The sequence below is a fragment of the Salinibacterium sp. 10G20-15 genome, assembly GCF_057365065.1.
In genome coordinates, this window is record NZ_CP195118.1 from 1,812,517 (window position 1) to 1,830,841 (window position 18,325).

General features: G+C 61.5%; 16 protein-coding genes and 1 tRNA gene. 10 read left to right on the plus strand and 7 right to left on the minus strand.

Going from position 1 to position 18,325, the window contains the following annotated elements; genetic code table 11:
• Positions 1 to 30 precede the first annotated feature (30 nt).
• Positions 31 to 3,828 (plus strand): DEAD/DEAH box helicase, encoded by a 3,798-nt coding sequence (locus ACR3YK_RS08750; RefSeq protein WP_486174509.1) that lies wholly within the window; start codon positions 31 to 33, stop codon positions 3,826 to 3,828.
• Positions 3,829 to 4,064: 236 nt separating this feature from the next.
• On the opposite strand, the gene mscL is transcribed toward ACR3YK_RS08750, so the two are convergent.
• Genes mscL through ACR3YK_RS08765 form a run of 3 tightly spaced genes read right to left on the minus strand, consistent with a single transcriptional unit; the run spans position 4,065 to position 5,343 of the window.
• Entirely contained in the window at positions 4,065 to 4,478 is a 414-nt protein-coding gene (gene mscL / locus ACR3YK_RS08755) for a large conductance mechanosensitive channel protein MscL (RefSeq protein WP_486174510.1), read from the minus strand.
• 30 nt (positions 4,479 to 4,508) lie between these two features.
• A complete protein-coding gene (locus ACR3YK_RS08760; protein ID WP_486174511.1) occupies positions 4,509 to 4,745 on the minus strand; it encodes an FmdB family zinc ribbon protein in 237 nt (78 codons plus the stop codon).
• A 7-nt stretch (positions 4,746 to 4,752) separates the two neighbouring features.
• The gene (locus tag ACR3YK_RS08765; RefSeq protein ID WP_486174512.1) at positions 4,753 to 5,343 is read right to left on the minus strand and encodes a 5-formyltetrahydrofolate cyclo-ligase; all 591 of its coding nucleotides are present in this window, start codon (positions 5,341 to 5,343) and stop codon (positions 4,753 to 4,755) included.
• A 38-nt stretch (positions 5,344 to 5,381) separates the two neighbouring features.
• Here ACR3YK_RS08765 and galU point away from each other — a divergent pair, with 38 nt between their 5' ends.
• The 4 genes from galU (at position 5,382) to ACR3YK_RS08785 (ending at position 8,148) form a co-directional block, all read left to right on the plus strand.
• Complete coding sequence (gene galU / locus ACR3YK_RS08770; RefSeq protein ID WP_486174513.1) at positions 5,382 to 6,272, plus strand: UTP--glucose-1-phosphate uridylyltransferase GalU; 891 nt, start codon at positions 5,382 to 5,384, stop codon at positions 6,270 to 6,272.
• Positions 6,273 to 6,275: 3 nt separating this feature from the next.
• Positions 6,276 to 6,935, plus strand: coding sequence for a GNAT family N-acetyltransferase (locus ACR3YK_RS08775; RefSeq protein ID WP_486174514.1), 660 nt, complete (start codon positions 6,276 to 6,278; stop codon positions 6,933 to 6,935).
• A gap of 80 nt (positions 6,936 to 7,015) precedes the next feature.
• Positions 7,016 to 7,954, plus strand: a complete 939-nt coding sequence (locus ACR3YK_RS08780) for a hypothetical protein (RefSeq protein WP_486174515.1) — start codon at positions 7,016 to 7,018, stop codon at positions 7,952 to 7,954.
• 118 nt (positions 7,955 to 8,072) lie between these two features.
• Positions 8,073 to 8,148: transfer RNA gene (locus ACR3YK_RS08785), tRNA-Ala, on the plus strand.
• Positions 8,149 to 8,226: 78 nt separating this feature from the next.
• On the opposite strand, the gene ACR3YK_RS08790 is transcribed toward ACR3YK_RS08785, so the two are convergent.
• Positions 8,227 to 9,981: an acetyl/propionyl/methylcrotonyl-CoA carboxylase subunit alpha gene (locus ACR3YK_RS08790; protein ID WP_100388426.1), complete on the minus strand. Its 1,755-nt coding sequence runs from the start codon at positions 9,979 to 9,981 to the stop codon at positions 8,227 to 8,229.
• A 78-nt stretch (positions 9,982 to 10,059) separates the two neighbouring features.
• Complete coding sequence (locus ACR3YK_RS08795; protein ID WP_486174516.1) at positions 10,060 to 10,704, minus strand: Maf family protein; 645 nt, start codon at positions 10,702 to 10,704, stop codon at positions 10,060 to 10,062.
• A gap of 21 nt (positions 10,705 to 10,725) precedes the next feature.
• Between ACR3YK_RS08795 and ACR3YK_RS08800 the strand changes: the two genes are divergently transcribed.
• From ACR3YK_RS08800 to ACR3YK_RS08815, 4 genes are all read left to right on the plus strand, one after another.
• A complete protein-coding gene (locus ACR3YK_RS08800; protein ID WP_486174517.1) occupies positions 10,726 to 11,958 on the plus strand; it encodes a class I SAM-dependent RNA methyltransferase in 1,233 nt (410 codons plus the stop codon).
• An 81-nt stretch (positions 11,959 to 12,039) separates the two neighbouring features.
• The gene (locus tag ACR3YK_RS08805) at positions 12,040 to 12,750 is read left to right on the plus strand and encodes a response regulator transcription factor (RefSeq protein WP_486174518.1); all 711 of its coding nucleotides are present in this window, start codon (positions 12,040 to 12,042) and stop codon (positions 12,748 to 12,750) included.
• On the plus strand, positions 12,740 to 14,092 hold the full coding sequence (locus tag ACR3YK_RS08810; RefSeq protein ID WP_486174519.1) for a sensor histidine kinase: 1,353 nt from the start codon (positions 12,740 to 12,742) through the stop codon (positions 14,090 to 14,092). The genes ACR3YK_RS08805 and ACR3YK_RS08810 overlap by 11 nt, the downstream gene beginning before the upstream one ends.
• The gene (locus tag ACR3YK_RS08815; protein WP_486174520.1) at positions 14,089 to 15,138 is read left to right on the plus strand and encodes a hypothetical protein; all 1,050 of its coding nucleotides are present in this window, start codon (positions 14,089 to 14,091) and stop codon (positions 15,136 to 15,138) included. Before ACR3YK_RS08810 ends, ACR3YK_RS08815 begins: the two co-directional genes overlap by 4 nt.
• Positions 15,139 to 15,587: 449 nt before the next feature.
• On the opposite strand, the gene ACR3YK_RS08820 is transcribed toward ACR3YK_RS08815, so the two are convergent.
• Positions 15,588 to 15,824 carry an acyl-CoA carboxylase epsilon subunit gene (locus tag ACR3YK_RS08820; protein WP_486174521.1) on the minus strand — a complete coding sequence of 79 codons (237 nt, stop codon included), beginning with the start codon at positions 15,822 to 15,824 and terminating at the stop codon, positions 15,588 to 15,590.
• The gene (locus ACR3YK_RS08825; RefSeq protein WP_486176398.1) at positions 15,821 to 17,392 is read right to left on the minus strand and encodes an acyl-CoA carboxylase subunit beta; all 1,572 of its coding nucleotides are present in this window, start codon (positions 17,390 to 17,392) and stop codon (positions 15,821 to 15,823) included. Before ACR3YK_RS08825 ends, ACR3YK_RS08820 begins: the two co-directional genes overlap by 4 nt.
• Positions 17,393 to 17,543: 151 nt before the next feature.
• Between ACR3YK_RS08825 and ACR3YK_RS08830 the strand changes: the two genes are divergently transcribed.
• Complete coding sequence (locus ACR3YK_RS08830; RefSeq protein WP_486174522.1) at positions 17,544 to 18,320, plus strand: biotin--[acetyl-CoA-carboxylase] ligase; 777 nt, start codon at positions 17,544 to 17,546, stop codon at positions 18,318 to 18,320.
• Positions 18,321 to 18,325: the final 5 nt, after the last annotated feature.

The window sequence follows — 18,325 nt, forward strand, 5'->3', positions numbered from 1 at the left end:
TTATTGCGAGAAGGAGCTTAAGGTGGCGGTGTGTGGCGTGCAGATAAAGTTTCGGATGATTTCACGGGGGACCCAGAAGCGGGCGGCCCTGACATTGACGACGCCGAAAACGAGCACGCTCACGCCCACGTTCAAGTGACAGCGCCTCACGCGCTGAGTTTTGGTGAGCCAAACATTATGGCCGGAAACGTTGCAGAACCCATGTGGACGCAGTGGCGTACACAGTTGTCAGAGCTGGGCGGCCGTTCGCCGCTCATCCATTTTGTTGATTCCCCGCGCACGCGAGTGGATCTCTCGACAACCCACCCCGGCGGTCTTGCCCAGTTCATCACCGGAAAGCGTACGCTGCTCTCCAGCCTTATCCGAGACGACGTTGCTCTTCGTTCGGCCAAGACTGCCGCCGGCGCCGTTGCCGCTAAGGGCCTGGAGTTGGCGACTGCTCGTGGCATCGACTCGGTTCATTTGGGAATCGGTGTTGCGCGCTGGACTCATGAGGAGATTGAGTACTGCGGCCCGGTGCTCTTGCGCCCGCTCGCCATCCGCCGTCACGGTCGTGACTTCGAACTTAAGCTGCGCGGTAACGCATTCTTGAACCCGGCCTTGGCACGTGCTCTTGACGAGCAATTCTCCCTGCGCCTCGATGCCGAATCATTCGTGGCGCTCACGGACGCCGACGGTACGTTCAAGCCGAACCCCGTTATCGACCGCCTTCGCGGCCTTACTTCGCACCTTGATGCCTTTACCGTGAGCCCGCGTCTTGTCGTGTCATCGTTCGCGGATGTCGCCCACGGGCTGGTCGATGACGCCGCCGATCTCAAGCACCCCATCCTCGACGCGCTCGCCGGTAACACCGCCGCAGCATGGACCATCAAGGAGGGTTACGCACCCGTTCCCGCGCTTTCGGCCGACGAGCGTTCGCCGCAGACCGACAACCTTCTTCTCGACGCCGATGCTGAACAAGAGAACGTCATTGCGCAGATCGAAGCGGGCAACTCGCTCGTTGTTCGCACCCTGCCCGGTACCGGTGGCACCCAGACGATCGTGAATGCGGTCGGCGCTCTCGTCGCCCAGAACAAGCGTGTTCTCGTTGTTAGTCCGCGCCGCGCCTCCCTGCAGTCGATCGCTGATCGCTTCTCCGATATTGGTCTTCCCGGGCTCGCCGTCGCACCGCGCACGCTCCGCCGCGACATCATCCGCTCCATTTCTCGTAGCGAGAAGGCCAGCAAGCCCCAAATCGAAGACGTGGATGACGCGCTGCTTCGCCTGCGCAAAATCATGCTCGACTACCGCGAGTCCATGTCGGTCTCCGATGGTGTGCTCGGTGTCTCGGTGCTCGATTGCGTCTCGGAGCTCAGCCGGCTCGCACTGCTACCCACTCCGCCTTCCACGACGGCACGCCTGTCGCGCGAAGCGGTAGAGAAGCTCGCTAAGGACCGCAGTGCCGCTACCGGCGTGATCATCGCGGCAGCCAAGCTCGGTGAATTCAAATACGGCCCCGGTGATTCGCCGTGGTACGGCGCACAGTTCGCTAATGGGGGCGAGGCGCTCAAGGCTCACCAGACTGCTCAGCGGGTTAATGTCCAACTGTCTGAGCTCTTGGATGTCGCCAACCGTCTGGTCTCCAACACCCGCATGCGTCCTTTCCAGAGCATCGATGAGCTCGGCGTGTATTTGCGCTTGCTGGTGGATCTGCGCGAAACTCTTGACCGTTTCGTGCCCACGGTTTTCGACCGCGCGATCACCGAACTCATTGCGGCCACGGCTCCGCGCCGCGACTTTCCGGAGATGACGAGCGCCAATCGTCGTCGGCTCAAGAAGCTCGCGCTCGAGTATGTGCGTCCCGGCGTGCGCGTTCCCGATCTGCACGGCGCTCTCAAGCGCATTCAGAAGCAGCGTGTTCTGTGGCACCGTTTTGTCGCTGAGGGTGCGAGCCCGGCAGTGCCCGTGGGAATCGGTGAGGTTCAGCGTTCGTACCAGCAAGTGTCAGAAGATCTTGCGGCTCTCGACATCCCCTTGGGAATTGCAGACTCACACGTAAATCTCTCGGCTCTGCCGATTCCGTTCCTGATTGAGAAGGTCGCGTCGCTCGCGGCCGAGTCTGATGTGCTTAACAATCTGCAAGAGCGCACGGCGCTCATGGGCAGCTTGCGCGACTTGAAACTCGACCCCCTCATCGAAGACTTGGCGGAGCGACATGTTCCCGAGGATCAGGTTGCCGCGGAACTCGAATTGTCGTGGTGGAAGTCGGCACTCGACTCCATGCTCGAAATGGACCGCGCCCTGTTGAACGCGAACACCTCCGTTGTGGATCGTCTTGAGGCAGATTTCCGTCTCGTGGACGAAGCGCACGCCTCGGCCAATGCGAAACAGCTGTCGTGGCAGATTGCCGAAAACTGGAAGATTGGTCTGGTCGACTGGCCCGATGAGGCGAGCGCCCTCAAACGCGCACTGGCTAAAGACCGCCTCACATCCTTCGACGTTCAAACCTCGGCGCCGCACCTGTCGCGCACTATCGCGCCCGTGTGGCTAGCGTCGCCGTACGAGATCGATTCCGTCGTCGACACCATGCCGTTCGACACCGTCGTGCTCGTGGATGCCGGCGCCGTCACGGTTGCCGAAGCGGCGGGAGCTGTTCGCCGCTCCAAGCAGGTTGTCGTTATTGGTGACCCCGTCATCCAGTCTCCGACACCGTTCGAGACTGCCGTGCGCGACGCTACCGGTGACCTGCCGCAACCCATCGATGACGACACTCGCGAAGCTCTCGTTGCCGACTCGGCGTTTGCCAAGCTCAGCGGCCTGTTGCCGACCTTGACCCTCACACGCAGCTACCGCCCCGGCGGAGAAGAGCTGGCCGAACTCGTAAACCGTCGTTTCTATGACGGCCAGATCGAGTCGTTGCCGTGGGCCGGCAGCTTCCTCGGGCACGGCAGCCTTGCGGTGAGTTACGTTGCTGACGGAGTGGGAATGCCCGATCCCGACTCGGGTGCGGTTGAAAGCCCCGATGCGGAGGTCGCGCGCGTTGTCGAGCTTGTTCTTGACCACGCCACCAAGCGCCCGCGAGAGTCACTCATGGTCATCACGGCAAGCCCCGTGCATTCCGTTCGCGTCATGCAGGCGGTATTGGATGCCGTCAGCCGTCGCCGCCCCGAACTGCTCGACGTCATCATCGGCGATCGCGCTGAACCGTTCACCGTCACCACGATCGACCAGGCTGTGGCCCAAAGCCGCGACCGGGTTATTTTCTCCATCGGATATGGCCGCACTCCGCACGGTCGCGTGCTCTCCGACTTTGGTTCGCTTGGCGAGCCCGGGGGAGAGCGGCTACTTGCGGTCGCGATGACGCGCGCTCGTCGTTCGCTTGAGATCGTCACATCATTCCGTTCCGAGGATCTCGACGATGGTCGCATGAAGCACGGTGCTGTGGCACTGGCCGAGGTGCTCGACGAAGTGGACGCCCGCTACGCGGAAGTCCCGGTGCCCGACGACAGCGATCCGATGCTCGTCGATCTCGCTCGTCGTCTTGAGGTCCGCGGATTGCGCGTTGCTCTCGGGCACCGTGGCAAGCTTGGCCTCGTTGCTTCGCGTGGTGGACGCTGTGGCACGATCGAAACCGATGCGATGGTTCACGAGTCGAGCCTGCGCGAGTCGTTGCGTTTACGGCCGGAGCTGCTGCGCCGCCTCGGCTGGCACTACTTGCGCGTACACGCTTTCGAACTCTTCAGCGATCCTGACCAGGTAGCCGACAAGGTGGCTCGGATGCTCGGAGCGGAACCTGCTCCCACTACCGAGCCGATCGCGATCGTTCCTGCCAAGCGCCCCGAGCAGTAATGGCGGAACAGTCAGCGGAACCAACACCGCGGGCACAGCGGTCGAAGAGGCGTCGGGTGACTACGCCGCCGCCGCCTGGGTCAGATCCGCACCCCACGAGCGAGCCGGAACGGCACCAGAACAACGAAAACGACGAGCGACTCAAGGGCGACAAACCTCCGCACTGGGGGTAAGTCCCTTGGCCGCTCGCCGTGAGTGCTCGAGTTTCGGGTGGCTCGAGTAAGAATTCAGTTTCGCTAGTTGTTTTGCTTGGCGAGCAAGTCGCGAATCTGGAGAAGCAGTTCTGCTTCGGTCGGGCCAGCTTCCGGCTCAACGACCTTGGGCTTGCGGGCATCCGCGAGCTTGTTGGCGTAGTTCATCGGCGCGACGATCGCGAAGTACACGACGACTGCAACGAGCAAGAACTGGATGATCGCCGCGAGGACTGCACCGAAGTAGATGGTGGCGTCTGCTTCGCCGCCGGCCGTGGGGATGACGACGGGAAGTGCTGTGGCGAGCGACTCTGCATTGAAGAGCGCGCCGATCAGAGGGTTGAAGACTGCCTCAACGATCGTGTTGACGACTGCGGTGAACGCAGCGCCAATGACGACCGCGACGGCCAGATCGATAACATTTCCGCGCAAAATGAACGCTTTGAATCCGCTTAACATTGCTTCTCCTAATTGTGGGGGATATATCAACTATGACGCTTGTGCAGCCGATGGTGAAGCGGATGGTGAAGATGAGTCTGACGAGGGGGTCGAACGAGCATCGTTGCGATAGAACCCCGAGCCATTAAAGGTGACGCCGACGGCGGAGAAAATCTTGCGCAGTGTGCCGCGGCAGGCGGGGCATTCCGTGAGCGAATCATCCGTGAACGTCTGCTGAATGTCGAAAGCGTTTTCGCACGCAGTGCAGCGGTAAGAGTAGGTAGGCACGAGTTCCTTAGTTGTGCTCGGTAATGGTGACAATCCCCGAGGGGGTAACGACGCCATTTACTGGTTGGTCATGAAGCTCGGTGGGTACTTCCGCTACGTACTCATTGTCGAAAATGACGGCGTAGACGGGAGGCTTGGTCTCCATGGACCCCAACGTCTTATCGAAGTAGCCTCGACCCCAGCCCATGCGCATTCCGGAATGATCGACGGATGCCGCCGGCACAATGATGAGGTCGACGTCGTTGATAGCGATCGGGCCCAGTACCTCACTCGTCGGAGCGGGCATGCCAATGAGGTCGGTGTCTTCGTCTTCGCCGTCGTACGGGGCCCAGTCCAGAAGGCCGTCGGCGCGGGAAATGGGAAGCAGCACCGTGATGTTGTGGTCGCATGCCCAGTTCAGAAATCCGCGAGTTTCGGGTTCGTCTGTGGTTGACAGGTACGCTGCGATGGAAGTTGAGCCGAGGCGCTGAGCGAGTTCGATGAGGTTCGCTGTTACGCCCGTGTTAAATTCTTCCCGCTCTTTGGCGGTGCAGATGCGTCGGCGTTCGCGTAATTCGGCCCTTAGTGCACGTTTGTCGTGACTGACGTCGTCGGTCATATAGGCATTCTACGAGACTGGCCGACTACCATGTACCCATGGCTACGAAGATTACTAAAGCGGTTATCCCTGCTGCAGGTCTGGGCACTCGATTCTTGCCGGCAACGAAGGCAATGCCGAAAGAAATGTTGCCGGTGGTCGACAAGCCGGCCATCCAATACGTTGTTGAAGAAGCGGTGAGCGCGGGACTCACCGACGTACTGATGATCACGGGGCGCAATAAGAACGCGCTTGAGAATCACTTCGACCGCATGACGGAACTCGAAGCCACGCTCGAGCGCAAAGGCGACACTGATCGTCTCCACAAAGTCGAATACTCCAATGATCTCGCCGATATGCACTACGTGCGTCAGGGCGACCCTCGCGGTCTCGGCCACGCAGTGCTGCGAGCCAAGATGCATGTGGGGCAAGAACCCTTCGCAGTGCTGCTCGGTGATGACCTCATCGACGACCGCGACGTATTGCTGTCGCGGATGCTCGAGGAGCAGGTCTCGCGCAATGCGACCGTTATCGCTCTTATGGAGGTTGACCCCGCGCAGAGTCACATGTACGGCATCGCCACGGTCGAAACGACCGACGATGACGACGTGGTGCGAATCACAGGGCTTGTCGAGAAACCTGCTCAGGGCACCGCACCGTCCAATCTCGCCATCATCGGCCGTTATGTTTTGCGCCCGGAGATCTTCGAAATTCTTGAGCGCACCGATCCAGGCAAAGGCGGCGAGATTCAATTGACGGATGCTCTGCTCGAGATGGCCGAAAGCGACATCGCTGGCGGCGTCTACGGTGTCGTCTTCCGCGGCCGCCGCTACGACACGGGTGACCGCCTCGACTACATCAAGGCCATCGTGCAACTTGCGGTGGAGCGCGAAGATCTGGGGCCCGAGCTGCGCCCGTGGCTACAGCAGTTCAGCGCCACGCTGGACTAGTCAGTGGCGTACGGTATTCCGACGCTTAGCGAAGGAAACATCACGATTCGCGCGATTCGAGTTCGCGACGCACGAGTGTTGGAGCGCGAGCTGCGCGAGAACCGGGGGTGGCTCCGCAAGTGGGAAGCCACGAGCCCGGTCGGCCCCGTGTCGTTTGACGTGAAGTCGAGCATCCGGGGTTTGCTGCAACAGTCCCGCGCGGGCACCGGGTTGCCGTTCGTTATTGAGTACGAGGGCGAGGTTGCTGGCCAGCTTAATGTGTCGTCGATCACCTACGGGTCGCTGGCGTCGGCATCCATTGGTTATTGGGTGTCGGAGCGGTTCGCGGGCAAAGGTCTCACGCCCACGGCCGTAGCGCTGGCCACCGACTATTGCTTCTTTCAGCTCGGGCTCCACCGCATGGAGATCTGCATTCGCCCGGAGAACGAGCCGAGCCTGCGCGTGGTCGAGAAGCTCGGCTTTCGGTACGAGCAACTCCGCCGCCGCTACATCCACATCGATGGGGACTGGCGCGACCACTTTTGCTTCGCGCTCACCGTGGAGGAAATTCCGCAGGGTGTATACCGTCGCTGGCAGTCCGGGCAGGCTCCCGAGCAGGATGCCCATATTCCGCCCGAGGACCGCCTCAAGGCATCCCAGCCGATGAACCTTCCCCGCCGGTAGAAGGCACACTCTCAGCAAGTTTTGAGATCACTGCCGCGTGCCGACGGCCTGTCACGCGCGGATGCTCGTACCGTATAGCCATGGAATTCACCAGCATCGGCGGCGGCGTCATGATCGCGCTCGCCGCGGCGCTGTGGTTGGTGTACTTGGTTCCCAACTGGTTCAAGAATCGCGAATACTTGGCCACCGAGCGCAATGCCGTTCGACTGCAGCAGACGATCCGCGTGCTGGCGCAGACATCGGAAGTGCCGGATGAGGTTCGCGCCGAAGCAGTGGCGCGTCAGGCCGCCGAACTCGCCAAAGCGCAAGTGAATCAAGGACCCGTTGCCGTTGGTCGCGCCGTTACCCCGCCGACACGAGAAGAAGCGCTCGCGCTCTCTGCCCGTCGCCTTCGCCGTACCCGCGCCTTCACTGCCCTCGTCTTACTCGCCAGCATCGCAGTCGTCACGGTCAACGTCGTCATGATTTTTACCGCTGGAGCAGCTCTTGCCTCCGGAACCTGGTTGATTCTCGCCGCAGCGACCATGGCCGGCATCAGTGCCACCGCAATGCTCTCGCGCCTCGCTGCGCGTTCGCGAGCCCGTCGCGACGAGAGCGCTCCCGCAACGCGCACCGCAGCACCCCGTCGTCGCGTCGTACTGTCGTCAGACGCTCCCGTCGAAGACGTCACCTCGAAAGTCAGCTGGACGCCCGTGCCGGTGCCCAAGCCGATGTACCTCACTCGCAGTAACGCTCCCGAAGCAGCAGTCGCTGCTGCCCGTCACGCTGGGCAGATCGACAGCGAGCTGCGGGCTGCGGCGGAATCCGCCGAACAAGCCTTGCGCGCTAACACCGCCGCCATGGCCTCAGCAACGCGAGAAGCAGAGCTCGCGCGCGAAGCTAAGAACACGCCGGCTGCACCTGCCGAAGCACCTGCCGCGGCATCCCCGCCCAGTCGCTTTGCTGGAATGGGCATTGTTGAGGTTGACGGCCGTGCGCCTGACCTCGACGCAGCGCTCGCTCGTCGCCGCGCTAGCTAGCTCGGGCGATCCTGCGGCGTCACGGCTGCGTTGTAGGCACCGCACGGTGGGATCGTGGCGCGTTTCTCTCGAAGTTCACTCCGTCGGATGCGCGGTGATATTGTTGGTTCAGCAGTACGGGCCCTTGGCGCAGTTGGTAGCGCGCCTCGTTCGCATCGAGGAGGTCAGGAGTTCAAATCTCCTAGGGTCCACCAACTGCAAAGGCCGCACAGCCCGTCGCGAGACGGAATGTGCGGCCTTTCTTATGCTGTCAGAGCGTGGAGCTGCGCGCCCTAGTCAGCGATGTTCATGAGCAGGTGGCCAGACGAGACCGTCAGGCCGACCGATGCGTTGATCGATGCAACGACGCCGTCCTTGTGCGCGACGAGCGGCTGTTCCATCTTCATCGCTTCGAGAACGAGGATGAGGTCGCCCTTGACGACCTTGTCGCCCTCGGCAACCGCAACCTTCACGATCGTCGCCTGCATCGGTGCCTTGACCGAGTCGCCGGTGATCGTGTTGACGCTGGATGCTGCCCGACGCTTAGGAGCGGCCGAGAGTGTTGCGCCGGTCGACGTGCTCGGTACGAGCTTGGAGGGCAGATTCACTTCGACGCGCTTGCCGTTGACCTCGACGACCACGTTGTGGCGAGCGACAACGGGAGTCTCATCGGCGAGAGAACCGGTCCAGGGCTCGATGTCGTTCTCGAACTCGGTTTCGATCCAGCGCGTGTACACGCTGAAGGGGTTGCTCGTGAAAGCAGGATCGCGCACGATCTTGCGGTGGAACGGGAGCACGGTGGGAAGGCCAGCAACCTCGAACTCGTCGAGGGCGCGGCGCGAACGCTCGAGCGCATCCTCGCGGCTGGAACCGGTAACGATGAGCTTGGCGAGCAGCGAGTCAAAGGCGCCGCTGATCTCGTCGCCCGTCGTGACACCACTGTCGACACGGATGCCGGGGCCGCCGGGAACGCGCAGAACGTGCACGGGACCGGGGGAGGGCATGAAGTTCAGGCCGGCGTCTTCACCATTGATGCGGAACTCGAAGGAGTGGCCGCGCGGGGTGGGGTCGTCGTAGTCGAGCACTCCACCTTCAGCGATGCGGAACTGTTCGCGAACAAGGTCGATGCCCGTTACCTCTTCAGAGACCGGGTGCTCGACCTGGAGGCGAGTGTTCACCTCGAGGAACGAAATCGTGCCGTCCTTGGCCACGAGGAACTCACAGGTGCCGGCGCCGAGGTAGCCCACTTCGCGCAGGATGGCCTTGGAGGACTCGTACAGAGCCTTGTTCTGCTCATCGCTGAGGAACGGGGCCGGCGCTTCTTCAACAAGCTTCTGGTGGCGACGCTGCAGCGAGCAGTCGCGCGTGGAGATCACGACAACATTGCCGTGAGCATCCGCGAGGCACTGGGTTTCGACGTGACGAGGCTGGTCGAGGTACTTCTCCACGAAGCACTCGCCGCGGCCGAAGGCGGCAACAGCCTCGCGGGTAGCGGAGTCGAACAGCTCAGGAATTTCTTCGCGAGTGCGCGCAACTTTGAGGCCGCGTCCGCCGCCGCCGAATGCTGCCTTGATGGCAACGGGGAGACCGTGAAGATCAACGAAGTCGAGAACTTCCTCCGCGCCCGAGACGGGGTTAAGGGTTCCGGGGGCGAGCGGTGCGCCCACCTTCTCGGCGATGTGGCGAGCCGAAACCTTGTCGCCCAGCTTTTCAATGGCCTCGGGAGATGGGCCGATCCAGATGATGCCAGCCTCGATGACGGCACGAGCGAAGTCGGCGTTCTCTGCGAGGAAGCCGTAGCCCGGGTGAATGGCGTCAGCGCCGGAGCGGCGAGCGATCGACAGAATCTTGTCGATCACGAGATACGTCTCAGCGCTCGTGGAGCCCTCGAGGGCATATGCCTCATCGGCGAGCTTCACGTGCCGAGCATCCCGATCCTGGTCGGCGTAGACCGCCACTGAACCGATGCCACTGTCTTTAGCCGCGCGGATAACGCGAACGGCGATCTCTCCGCGGTTGGCGATGAGTACCTTCGTAATACGAGCCATAGTGACCTAGCTTATGGGGCTGAAGGCCGAAGCCTTGGGCCGAAGCGCACAAAAATCTGAGACAAGCACTGTGAATGCCTACAGAGACGGGCGATCGATGTTCCAGAGGTCGGTCCATTCGGCATCGAACTCGCGCATGAGTTGGCGCACCAACGCGACCGAGAGTCCCACTACAGCGTGCGGGTCGCCTTCGATGCTCTCGATGAACGCAGCGCCGAGGCTATCAATCGTGAATGAACCAGCGACCTTCAGCGGCTCACCGGTGGCGACATAGGCATCGATTTCGGCATCCGAAATATTGGCGGCGAAGCTCACGCTGGCACTTGAGACAGCACCGGTGGCGCCACGAACCTCGCCTCCGCGGTGGTCGATGAGCCAGTGGCCGGAGTGCAACACGCCCGTGCGACCGCGCTGAGCGTGCCACCGCTGCCGCGCAATTTCTGGTTCATGCGGTTTTCCGAATAATTCACCATCTAATTCAAAAGCGGAATCTCCGCCCAAGATGAAGCCATCGATCGGTACGCCAGCCACGAGCGAGCCAACGACCGCTTCGGCCTTGGCGCGTGCCAACAACTCAACAAGGGCGGGGCCATCGAGGGGGCCAGGGGCTGCGGCAGCAACCGCGTCCTCGTCAACGCCAGAGGCCAAAAGTACGGGGTCGACACCGGCCGCACGCAACGTTGCGAGGCGTGCGGGAGAGGTCGAAGCAAGATAAAGGCGCACAAAGGCTCCTATGCTCAAGGGATGGGTGAATTGCTTGGCCAGATGATCGAAGTAGACGTTACCAACATTGCGCACGGAGGTGTCAGTGTGGCGCGGCACGACGGCCGTGTCGTTTTCGTCTCCGACGCGATCCCGGGAGAACGGGTACTCGCGCGCATTACCGACGACAAAAAGAAGTCGTTCTGGCGTGCGGAGACAGTAAAAGTCCTGACGCCGAGTGAGCACCGCCAAGAGCACGTGTGGTCGGCCGCAAGTGTCGATCGCGATCCCGACGACCGAGCCGGCGGCGCCGAATTTGGCCACATTGAGCTCAGCCACCAACGTGAGCTCAAGGCTCAAATCCTCAGCGAGTCTCTCGAGCGCATGGCCAAGGTCACGCTCGCACCGGTAGTTGAAGCCGTTTCCGGCGATGACGAGCGCAAGGGACTCGGATGGCGCACTCGCGTTAGCCTGCACGTTGACGATCAGGGAAGAGTCGGTCCGTTCGCGGCTCGGTCGCACCGGGTCATCCCCGTTGCCGAGTTGCCTCTCGCCACTGCCGAGCTCTCGGCGGGGGCTCCTCTCGATCAAGACTTCACCGGTTTCGATCGAGTAGACGTGCTCAACCCCAGCACCGGGGGAGTGCGTTTGATCATTGGCAAACAGAAGCCACAAGTGATCACTGAAGTAGTGGGGGAGCGCGAGTTCACTCTGTTTGACTCAGGGTTCTGGCAAGTTCATCACGGCGCTGCTGAGACGCTGACCGCTGCCGTTCAAGACGCGATCGACCCTGAGCTATTCGACCCCGCAGCCTTTAACTTGGATCTCTACGGCGGCGTCGGCCTCTTCGCTGCGGCCGTCGGCGATAAGTTTGGTCCCACGACCAAGATCACCTCGGTCGAAGCCGATTCAGCAGCCACGGACCACGCCGCACACAACCTGTCGGAGTGGCTCGGTGCTCACGCCGAGACCGGTCGCGTCGATCATTGGTTGAGGAACCGCGTGAAAGAAGCAACCGACGTCGATCGCGCGCGGCTCGAGAACGCGACTATCGTGCTCGACCCTCCACGATCCGGCGCCGGTCGGGACGTTGTTGACCTCATTTCTCACGCGCATCCGGCTCAAGTCGTTTATGTCGCTTGCGATCCTGTGGCCTTCGCGCGTGACGTCGCATTCTTTGCCGAGCGCGGGTATGAACTCTCAAGGGTGCGCGCTTTTGACCTTTTTCCCCATACTCATCACGTCGAGGCTGTGGGAGCGTTCACGCGTCGTTAAGTGCGCTTATGGTTACGTGGGACACCCTGATCACGCTCTTTCGCCGCTACGATAGGGCTGAGAACCTCAGGAGGACGCCACATGGCCCAGACAGAATTTTCCGGGACCGAGACGCCCAATGAGAGCGCGCAGCGAAAAGTCACCGTTGCAGTTGTAGACGACCACGAATCGGTGCGGCTGGGCCTCAAAGCCGCTTTCATCGATGAAGGTTACGACTTTGTGCTCGCCGCGGCCACGGTAAAAGAACTTGTTGAAGGTCTCAACGGCCGCGAAGTCGATGTCGTTGTTCTCGATCTCTCGCTTGGTGATGGTTCCACCGTCACTGACAACGTCAAGAATGTGCAGGCCACGGGATCGGCTGTGCTGGTTCACAGTATTGCCGACCGCGTAGCTAGCGTGCGTGAAGCACTTGCCGCTGGCGCCGCCGGAGTCATCCCCAAGTCATCAGCCACGAAGACTGTGCTCGCTGCTGCCGCGACGGTTGCCCGTGGAGAGGTTCTCAATAACCTCGAGTGGGCAACAGCCATCGACGCCGACCGTGACTTCTCCAAAGCTCAATTGGGTCGTCGAGAACGTGAGATCTTGCACCTGTATGCTTCCGGGCTCCCGCTCAAACTGGCTGCTCAGCAGCTGGGTATCGGCTACTCGACCGCTCGCGAGTACCTTGATCGCATCCGGGTGAAGTACGTCGAGGTGGGTCGCCCCGCTCCGACCAAGGTCGACCTCTTGCGTCGTGCGGTTGAGGATGGAATTCTTCCCGGCTTGGATTCCGAAGGCGGCGATGGCCACTAGTTTGGCGGTGGGGCGACCGGCCCCCACGGCAAAGCAGCCGCGAAACCCGATCAGCCGCAAACAGGTTGAGCGGGTGATTTCGCGCTCGGTCGCGGTAATTGGGCTGGTTTTTGGTGCTCAAACGCTTCCGTGGCTGCTCGGCCAAACCGGCGAAGCTCAACCGTGGTGGCTCCTGACCGTTGTTCCTGCACTGTTCGGACTACTGATTGTCGTCGTTGTCGCATCGTTCGCCAACCGCGTCGTTCGTGCGATGCACGGAGCATTCGCGGTGGCGTACTTTCTCGCCCTAGTCAGCTGGCCGTTCACCGTCTTGCCGGGGGTGGAGGTTTTTGAAGGTATCCACTGGCTGAACTACCTCATCACGGTTGCTACGGCCATGGCGGCGATCGCTTTCAACCGAGTGATCGCCACGGTCTATCTCTTCGCGGCACCGTTAATCTATTTTGTGGTGCGTAGCTTGCCGGTTGGTGGTGGTGCCCCCTGGCAGCTCGCTGTGCTCGAAGCGTTCTATGCCCTCATTTTGGGCAGCGCAATCATGATCATCGTGACAATGCTGCGTCAGGCTGCATCGAACGTGGATGCCGCCCAAGCGACTGCGTTGCAGCGCTACGGCAACGCGGTGCGTCAGCATGCCACCGAAGTTGAACGAGTCCAGGTCGATTCCATCGTGCACGACAGTGTCCTGACGACCTTTATCTCCGCCGCGCGAGCCTATTCACCGGATGCTCAGCGGCTCGCCGCTGTCATGGCGGGCAACGCGATTGGCCACCTACGGGAAGCCGCAGCGACCTCGCCGGATGACATTTCGACGATCCAAGCAACCGACCTCGCCCAGCGCGTCGTCACCTCGGCAGAGTTGCTCGCGTCGAACTTTACGTGCGCGGTGCGCAGCGTGGGCGCACGTTCTCTTCCGGCCGCGGCGGCCGAAGCGGTCCACTCGGCCGCTGTGCAGGCGATGATGAATAGCCTGCAGCACGCTGGTGGTCTCGATGTCCAACGTAGTGTCGAAGTGCGTGGCCTCGAGGGCAATGGAATCGAAGTTCTCATCACAGACAATGGTCGTGGATTTGACCTCGATCACGTTCCGCAAGAGCGCCTCGGCGTGCGCGTGTCAATTGTGGAACGCGTTGCCAACGCCGGCGGGCGCACCGCAATCGCTTCAGTGCCGGGCGCGGGAACGCAAATTTGTATTCAGTGGCCGCATAACAATCAGAGCGACGAGGTAGCGACCCGCAGTAGTTCCGCCGCGCCGGTTCCTGCGGCCGCGGAGTCTGCCGTGGAGTCTGCCCGAGAGGTCGCAGAAACTGGTCCACAGCAGCACGATTCAGAGGATGCGCTGTGAATATCGGAGTTCCCCGCTATCTCATTGTGGGAATGGCGGCGCTGTTCTCGGCGTACCACATCGTCTTGGCTAACTACACGATCGATATTCCTGATCGATCAGGCCCGATCTACATCGCGATGGCTTTGTACGGGGTCGCTACCGTGGTGAGCTTGCTCCCCTGGGGGCCTGTACGTATGCCCGTCTGGATGGCGACCTTCAACTTCGCTACCGTGGTGGCGATTTCCCTGCTCGTCGCGAACGAACTCGACTTCACTCGTGAAGGCGGCACAGGCTATGCAACCTGGTATGTCGCGGCGAGCGGCACCTTGCTTACGATCACATCGACACGTGGCCGACACACTTTCGCATGGCTGGGCATCGGATTTCTGGTGGCCCATACGTTTAGTTTGGGCCCGGTCGGGCCCGCCGGGCTATTCAGTCTTGGAATCGTCGGTAGTGCATCCTGGGTGGCGGTCTCGCACGTGCTCAGCAGCGGCCTGGCGAAAGCCGCCAAGGACGCCCAGCGCTTTATCCTGGCGGAGCAGGAGGCCACTGACTGGCAAGCAGCCCAAGATGCGCACGTTCACGAACGCCAATTCCGTCTTGAGCAGACCGGATCGATGGCGCTGGAAATGCTCGAACGGATCCGCGAAACCGACGGTGACCTCACGGATGCCGAACGCCGTGAATGCCTCAATCTTGAGGGGGGTATTCGTGATGAGATTCGAGGTCGAAAACTCCTCAACGACGCTGTGCGGGACCAGGTGATGATCGCTCGTCGACGCGGCGCGACAGTCACGCTGCTCGATGAGGGCGGCATTGATGACCTTTCTGACGACGATCTCGATCGGGTGCTCAACCGACTTGCTCAAGCGATCCAATCGACGACCGCTGACAAAGTTATTGCTCGAACGGTGCCGGAGGGGTCGGAGGTTGCGGTCACTGTTGTCGGCCTGCACAGCGCAGGTGATGGCGAATCGAGTGCCCTCGGCCAGGACTCGCTTGAAGAGGACGTCGTTGACATTTGGCTCGAGATCCCGCGCGTCGACGCCGCCAGCGCCTGATTGACGGCTGAATCTCGCCGCGCGGCTCCATCGCAGAGGCGTTCACGCGCGGCTACCACCGCCAAGACGTCATCGCGCAGGAATCAGCGTTAACGGCGGAAGGGCCGGAGTGGCTATCAGAAGCTCTTCTCCGACCCTTCGCTAGAACCCGGATCAGGACGATAACCCGAATATCGTCCTGATCCGCCCCCAAAGAATTGGCCCGCTTACCCTAGTCGGCCAACCTTTGGCGGTGTAACTCCAATGGAGATCCACCTAGCACTTAATATTCTGCACTACGCAAACAACAAACAAAGTCGGTTTTTTGGGGGACTCTCGGGGGACAATTTCTCGGTTCGAGCGTGGGATTCTCTGGGTTTTTGCGGTTTTCGACGGATTCCGTAGCAAGAAACTGGGGTACGACTACGAAACCAGAGTTTTTGAGCCTTGTGCGGAGCAAAAGTTCCGCTTCAGCGGTGCGCCCTCGCGTTCCATGCCCCGGGGCCCGGCTGGAGCGGTTCGCGTATGGCGCGCTGGCTGCGGGCCCACCCCGAAACAGGAGCCCCATCATCCGCCCCCGCAAGCTCTGCTGATTCCAGCAGCGCGGCGCGCACGACAGCCGTAACGGCCGCCGTCTCTTCGGGCGTGACGTTGCGGGAGACAATCCGGATGTCGGCCGGTTCCTCCGAAGTATGTGTGCCGGTCACAGCGGAATGTTCCCGTGCTTCTTGGGCGGCATGCTCGCACGTTTCGTGCGCAGCGCACGCAGGGCCTTGACGACCTGCACGCGCGTAGCAGCGGGTTCGATAACACCATCGAGTTCACCACGCTCCGCGGCGAGGAACGGGCTGGCAACGTTGTAGGTGTATTCGTTGGCCAGGCGCGTGCGCACGGCTGCGACATCCTCACCGGCGGCTTCTGCGGCCTTGATCTCACCGCGGTACAGGATGTTGACAGCGCCTTGGCCACCCATGACGGCAATCTCGGCGGTTGGCCAGGCGTAGTTGAGGTCAGCACCCAGTTGCTTGGATCCCATCACGATGTATGCCCCGCCGTAGGCCTTGCGGGTGATGACGGTCACCAGCGGCACGGTCGCTTCAGCGTAGGCGTAGAGCAACTTGGCGCCGCGGCGAATAACGCCGGTCCATTCCTGATCGGTTCCCGGTAGGTAGCCGGGCACGTCGACGAGGGTAAGGATGGGGATGCTGAACGAGTCGCAGAAACGAACGAAGCGAGCAGCCTTTTCTCCCGCCTCGATGTTGAGGGTGCCGGCCATCGCCTGAGGCTGGTTGGCAATGATGCCTACCGAGCGACCTTCGACACGGCCGAAGCCCACCACGATGTTGGGGGCGAAGAGCGGCTGAGTTTCGAGGAAATCGCCGTTGTCGACAATGTGCTCGATGATCGTCTTCACGTCATAGGGCTGGTTGGGGCTGTCGGGGATGATCGTGTTGAGTTTGCGATCCTCGTCCGTGATCTCCAGCTCAACTTCGCTCTCGTAGACGGGCGCATCCGAGAGGTTGTTGTCGGGCAAGAAGCCGACGAGGGTGCGGGCGTAGTCGAGGGCATCTTCTTCATCGCTGGCGAGGTAGTGAGCAACGCCCGACACCTTGTTGTGGGTCAGAGCGCCACCGAGCTCCTCCATGCCGACGTCTTCACCGGTAACGGTCTTGATGACGTCGGGGCCGGTCACGAACATCTGGCTGGTCTTGTCGACCATGATCACAAAATCGGTGAGGGCGGGGGAGTAGACGGCGCCGCCGGCAGCCGGGCCCATGACGATGGAGATCTGTGGGATAACGCCCGAGGCCTGAGTGTTGCGGCGGAAGATCTCGCCGTACTTGCCGAGAGCAACAACGCCCTCCTGAATGCGAGCTCCACCGGAGTCGAGCATGCCGATGATCGGAACACCCGTCTTCATGGCGTGGTCCATGACCTTGATGATCTTTTCACCAGCAACCTCGCCAAGTGAACCACCGAAGATGGTGAAGTCCTGCGCGTAGACAGCAACCTGGCGACCGTGGATGGTGCCGACACCCGTAACAACAGCGTCACCGTAGGGGCGCTTCTTTTCCATGCCGAAGGCGTGGGTGCGGTGTCGAACGAACTCGTCGAGCTCCACGAACGAGCCGTGGTCGAGCAACTGCTCAATGCGCTCGCGGGCGGTCATCTTGCCCTTAGCGTGCTGCTTTTCAATGGCCGCGTCACCGCTGGCGGTCACGGCTTCGTGATAGCGGTTCTTGAGGTCGGCGATCCGGCCGGCGGTCGTGAACATGTCTGGAGTCGAGTTGTCTTCGGTCACTGTGTCACTTTACCCACCCATCCCGTGCTTGTGTGGTTGGCGGAACCCACAAGTTTCTGAGCCGAATCATTGAGGAAAGGCTGGAAAAAGGGTCGAAAGCCATCGGCGGCCCTACGCTTAAGCGATGGACCTGCCACTGAGTGCTGCCGTTGTGCCCCTACTTGAGCACCTCGACGAGGTGACCTCGACCAATCAAGAGCTGCTTGCGCGGGCGGCGCGAGGCGAGGCCCAGCACTTGTCTGCTCTTGTCACCGCGAACCAGACGGCGGGGCGCGGTCGGCTCGGGCGCGAGTGGGTGGCCCCTCCGGGCAAAACTTTCGCGGTGTCGGTGCTCGTTGCGCCGGAAAACGCCTCCATCGAAGCTCTGTCGTGGATGCCGCTGATTGGTGGCCTGGCAATGGCCCGCGCAGTGCGCACGCTCGTCAGCGATCGCGCGGTCACCCTCAAATGGCCCAATGATGTTCAGATCGAAGGCTTGAAAGTATCGGGGCTGCTTTCGGAGCTCGTCGCGGGCGGCACCGGAGTGATCGTCGGGGCGGGACTCAACCTTACGATTGAGCGCGATGAGCTGCCGACATCCGTTTCGACCTCTCTTTTGCTCGAGGGCGCTCAACCAGACTTCGACGATGCGCTCAGCCGTTACCTCGGCGAACTCGTCACTTTCGTCGATCAGTTCGTCGCGGGAGGCCTCGACGCTGTGCATAGCGGAATCGCGGATGCGGTGCGCGCCGAGTGCGGAACTATCGGTCGCCGCGTGCGTGTCGAACTGCCCGGCGGCGATCGAATTTTTGGCACGGCCGAGACTGTCGACGATCAGGGCCAACTGGTCGTCAAGGACGATGCGAACGGTCAGTTGCAGCACGTCGCGGCAGGCGACGTCACTCACCTGCGGTATGAATGATCTAT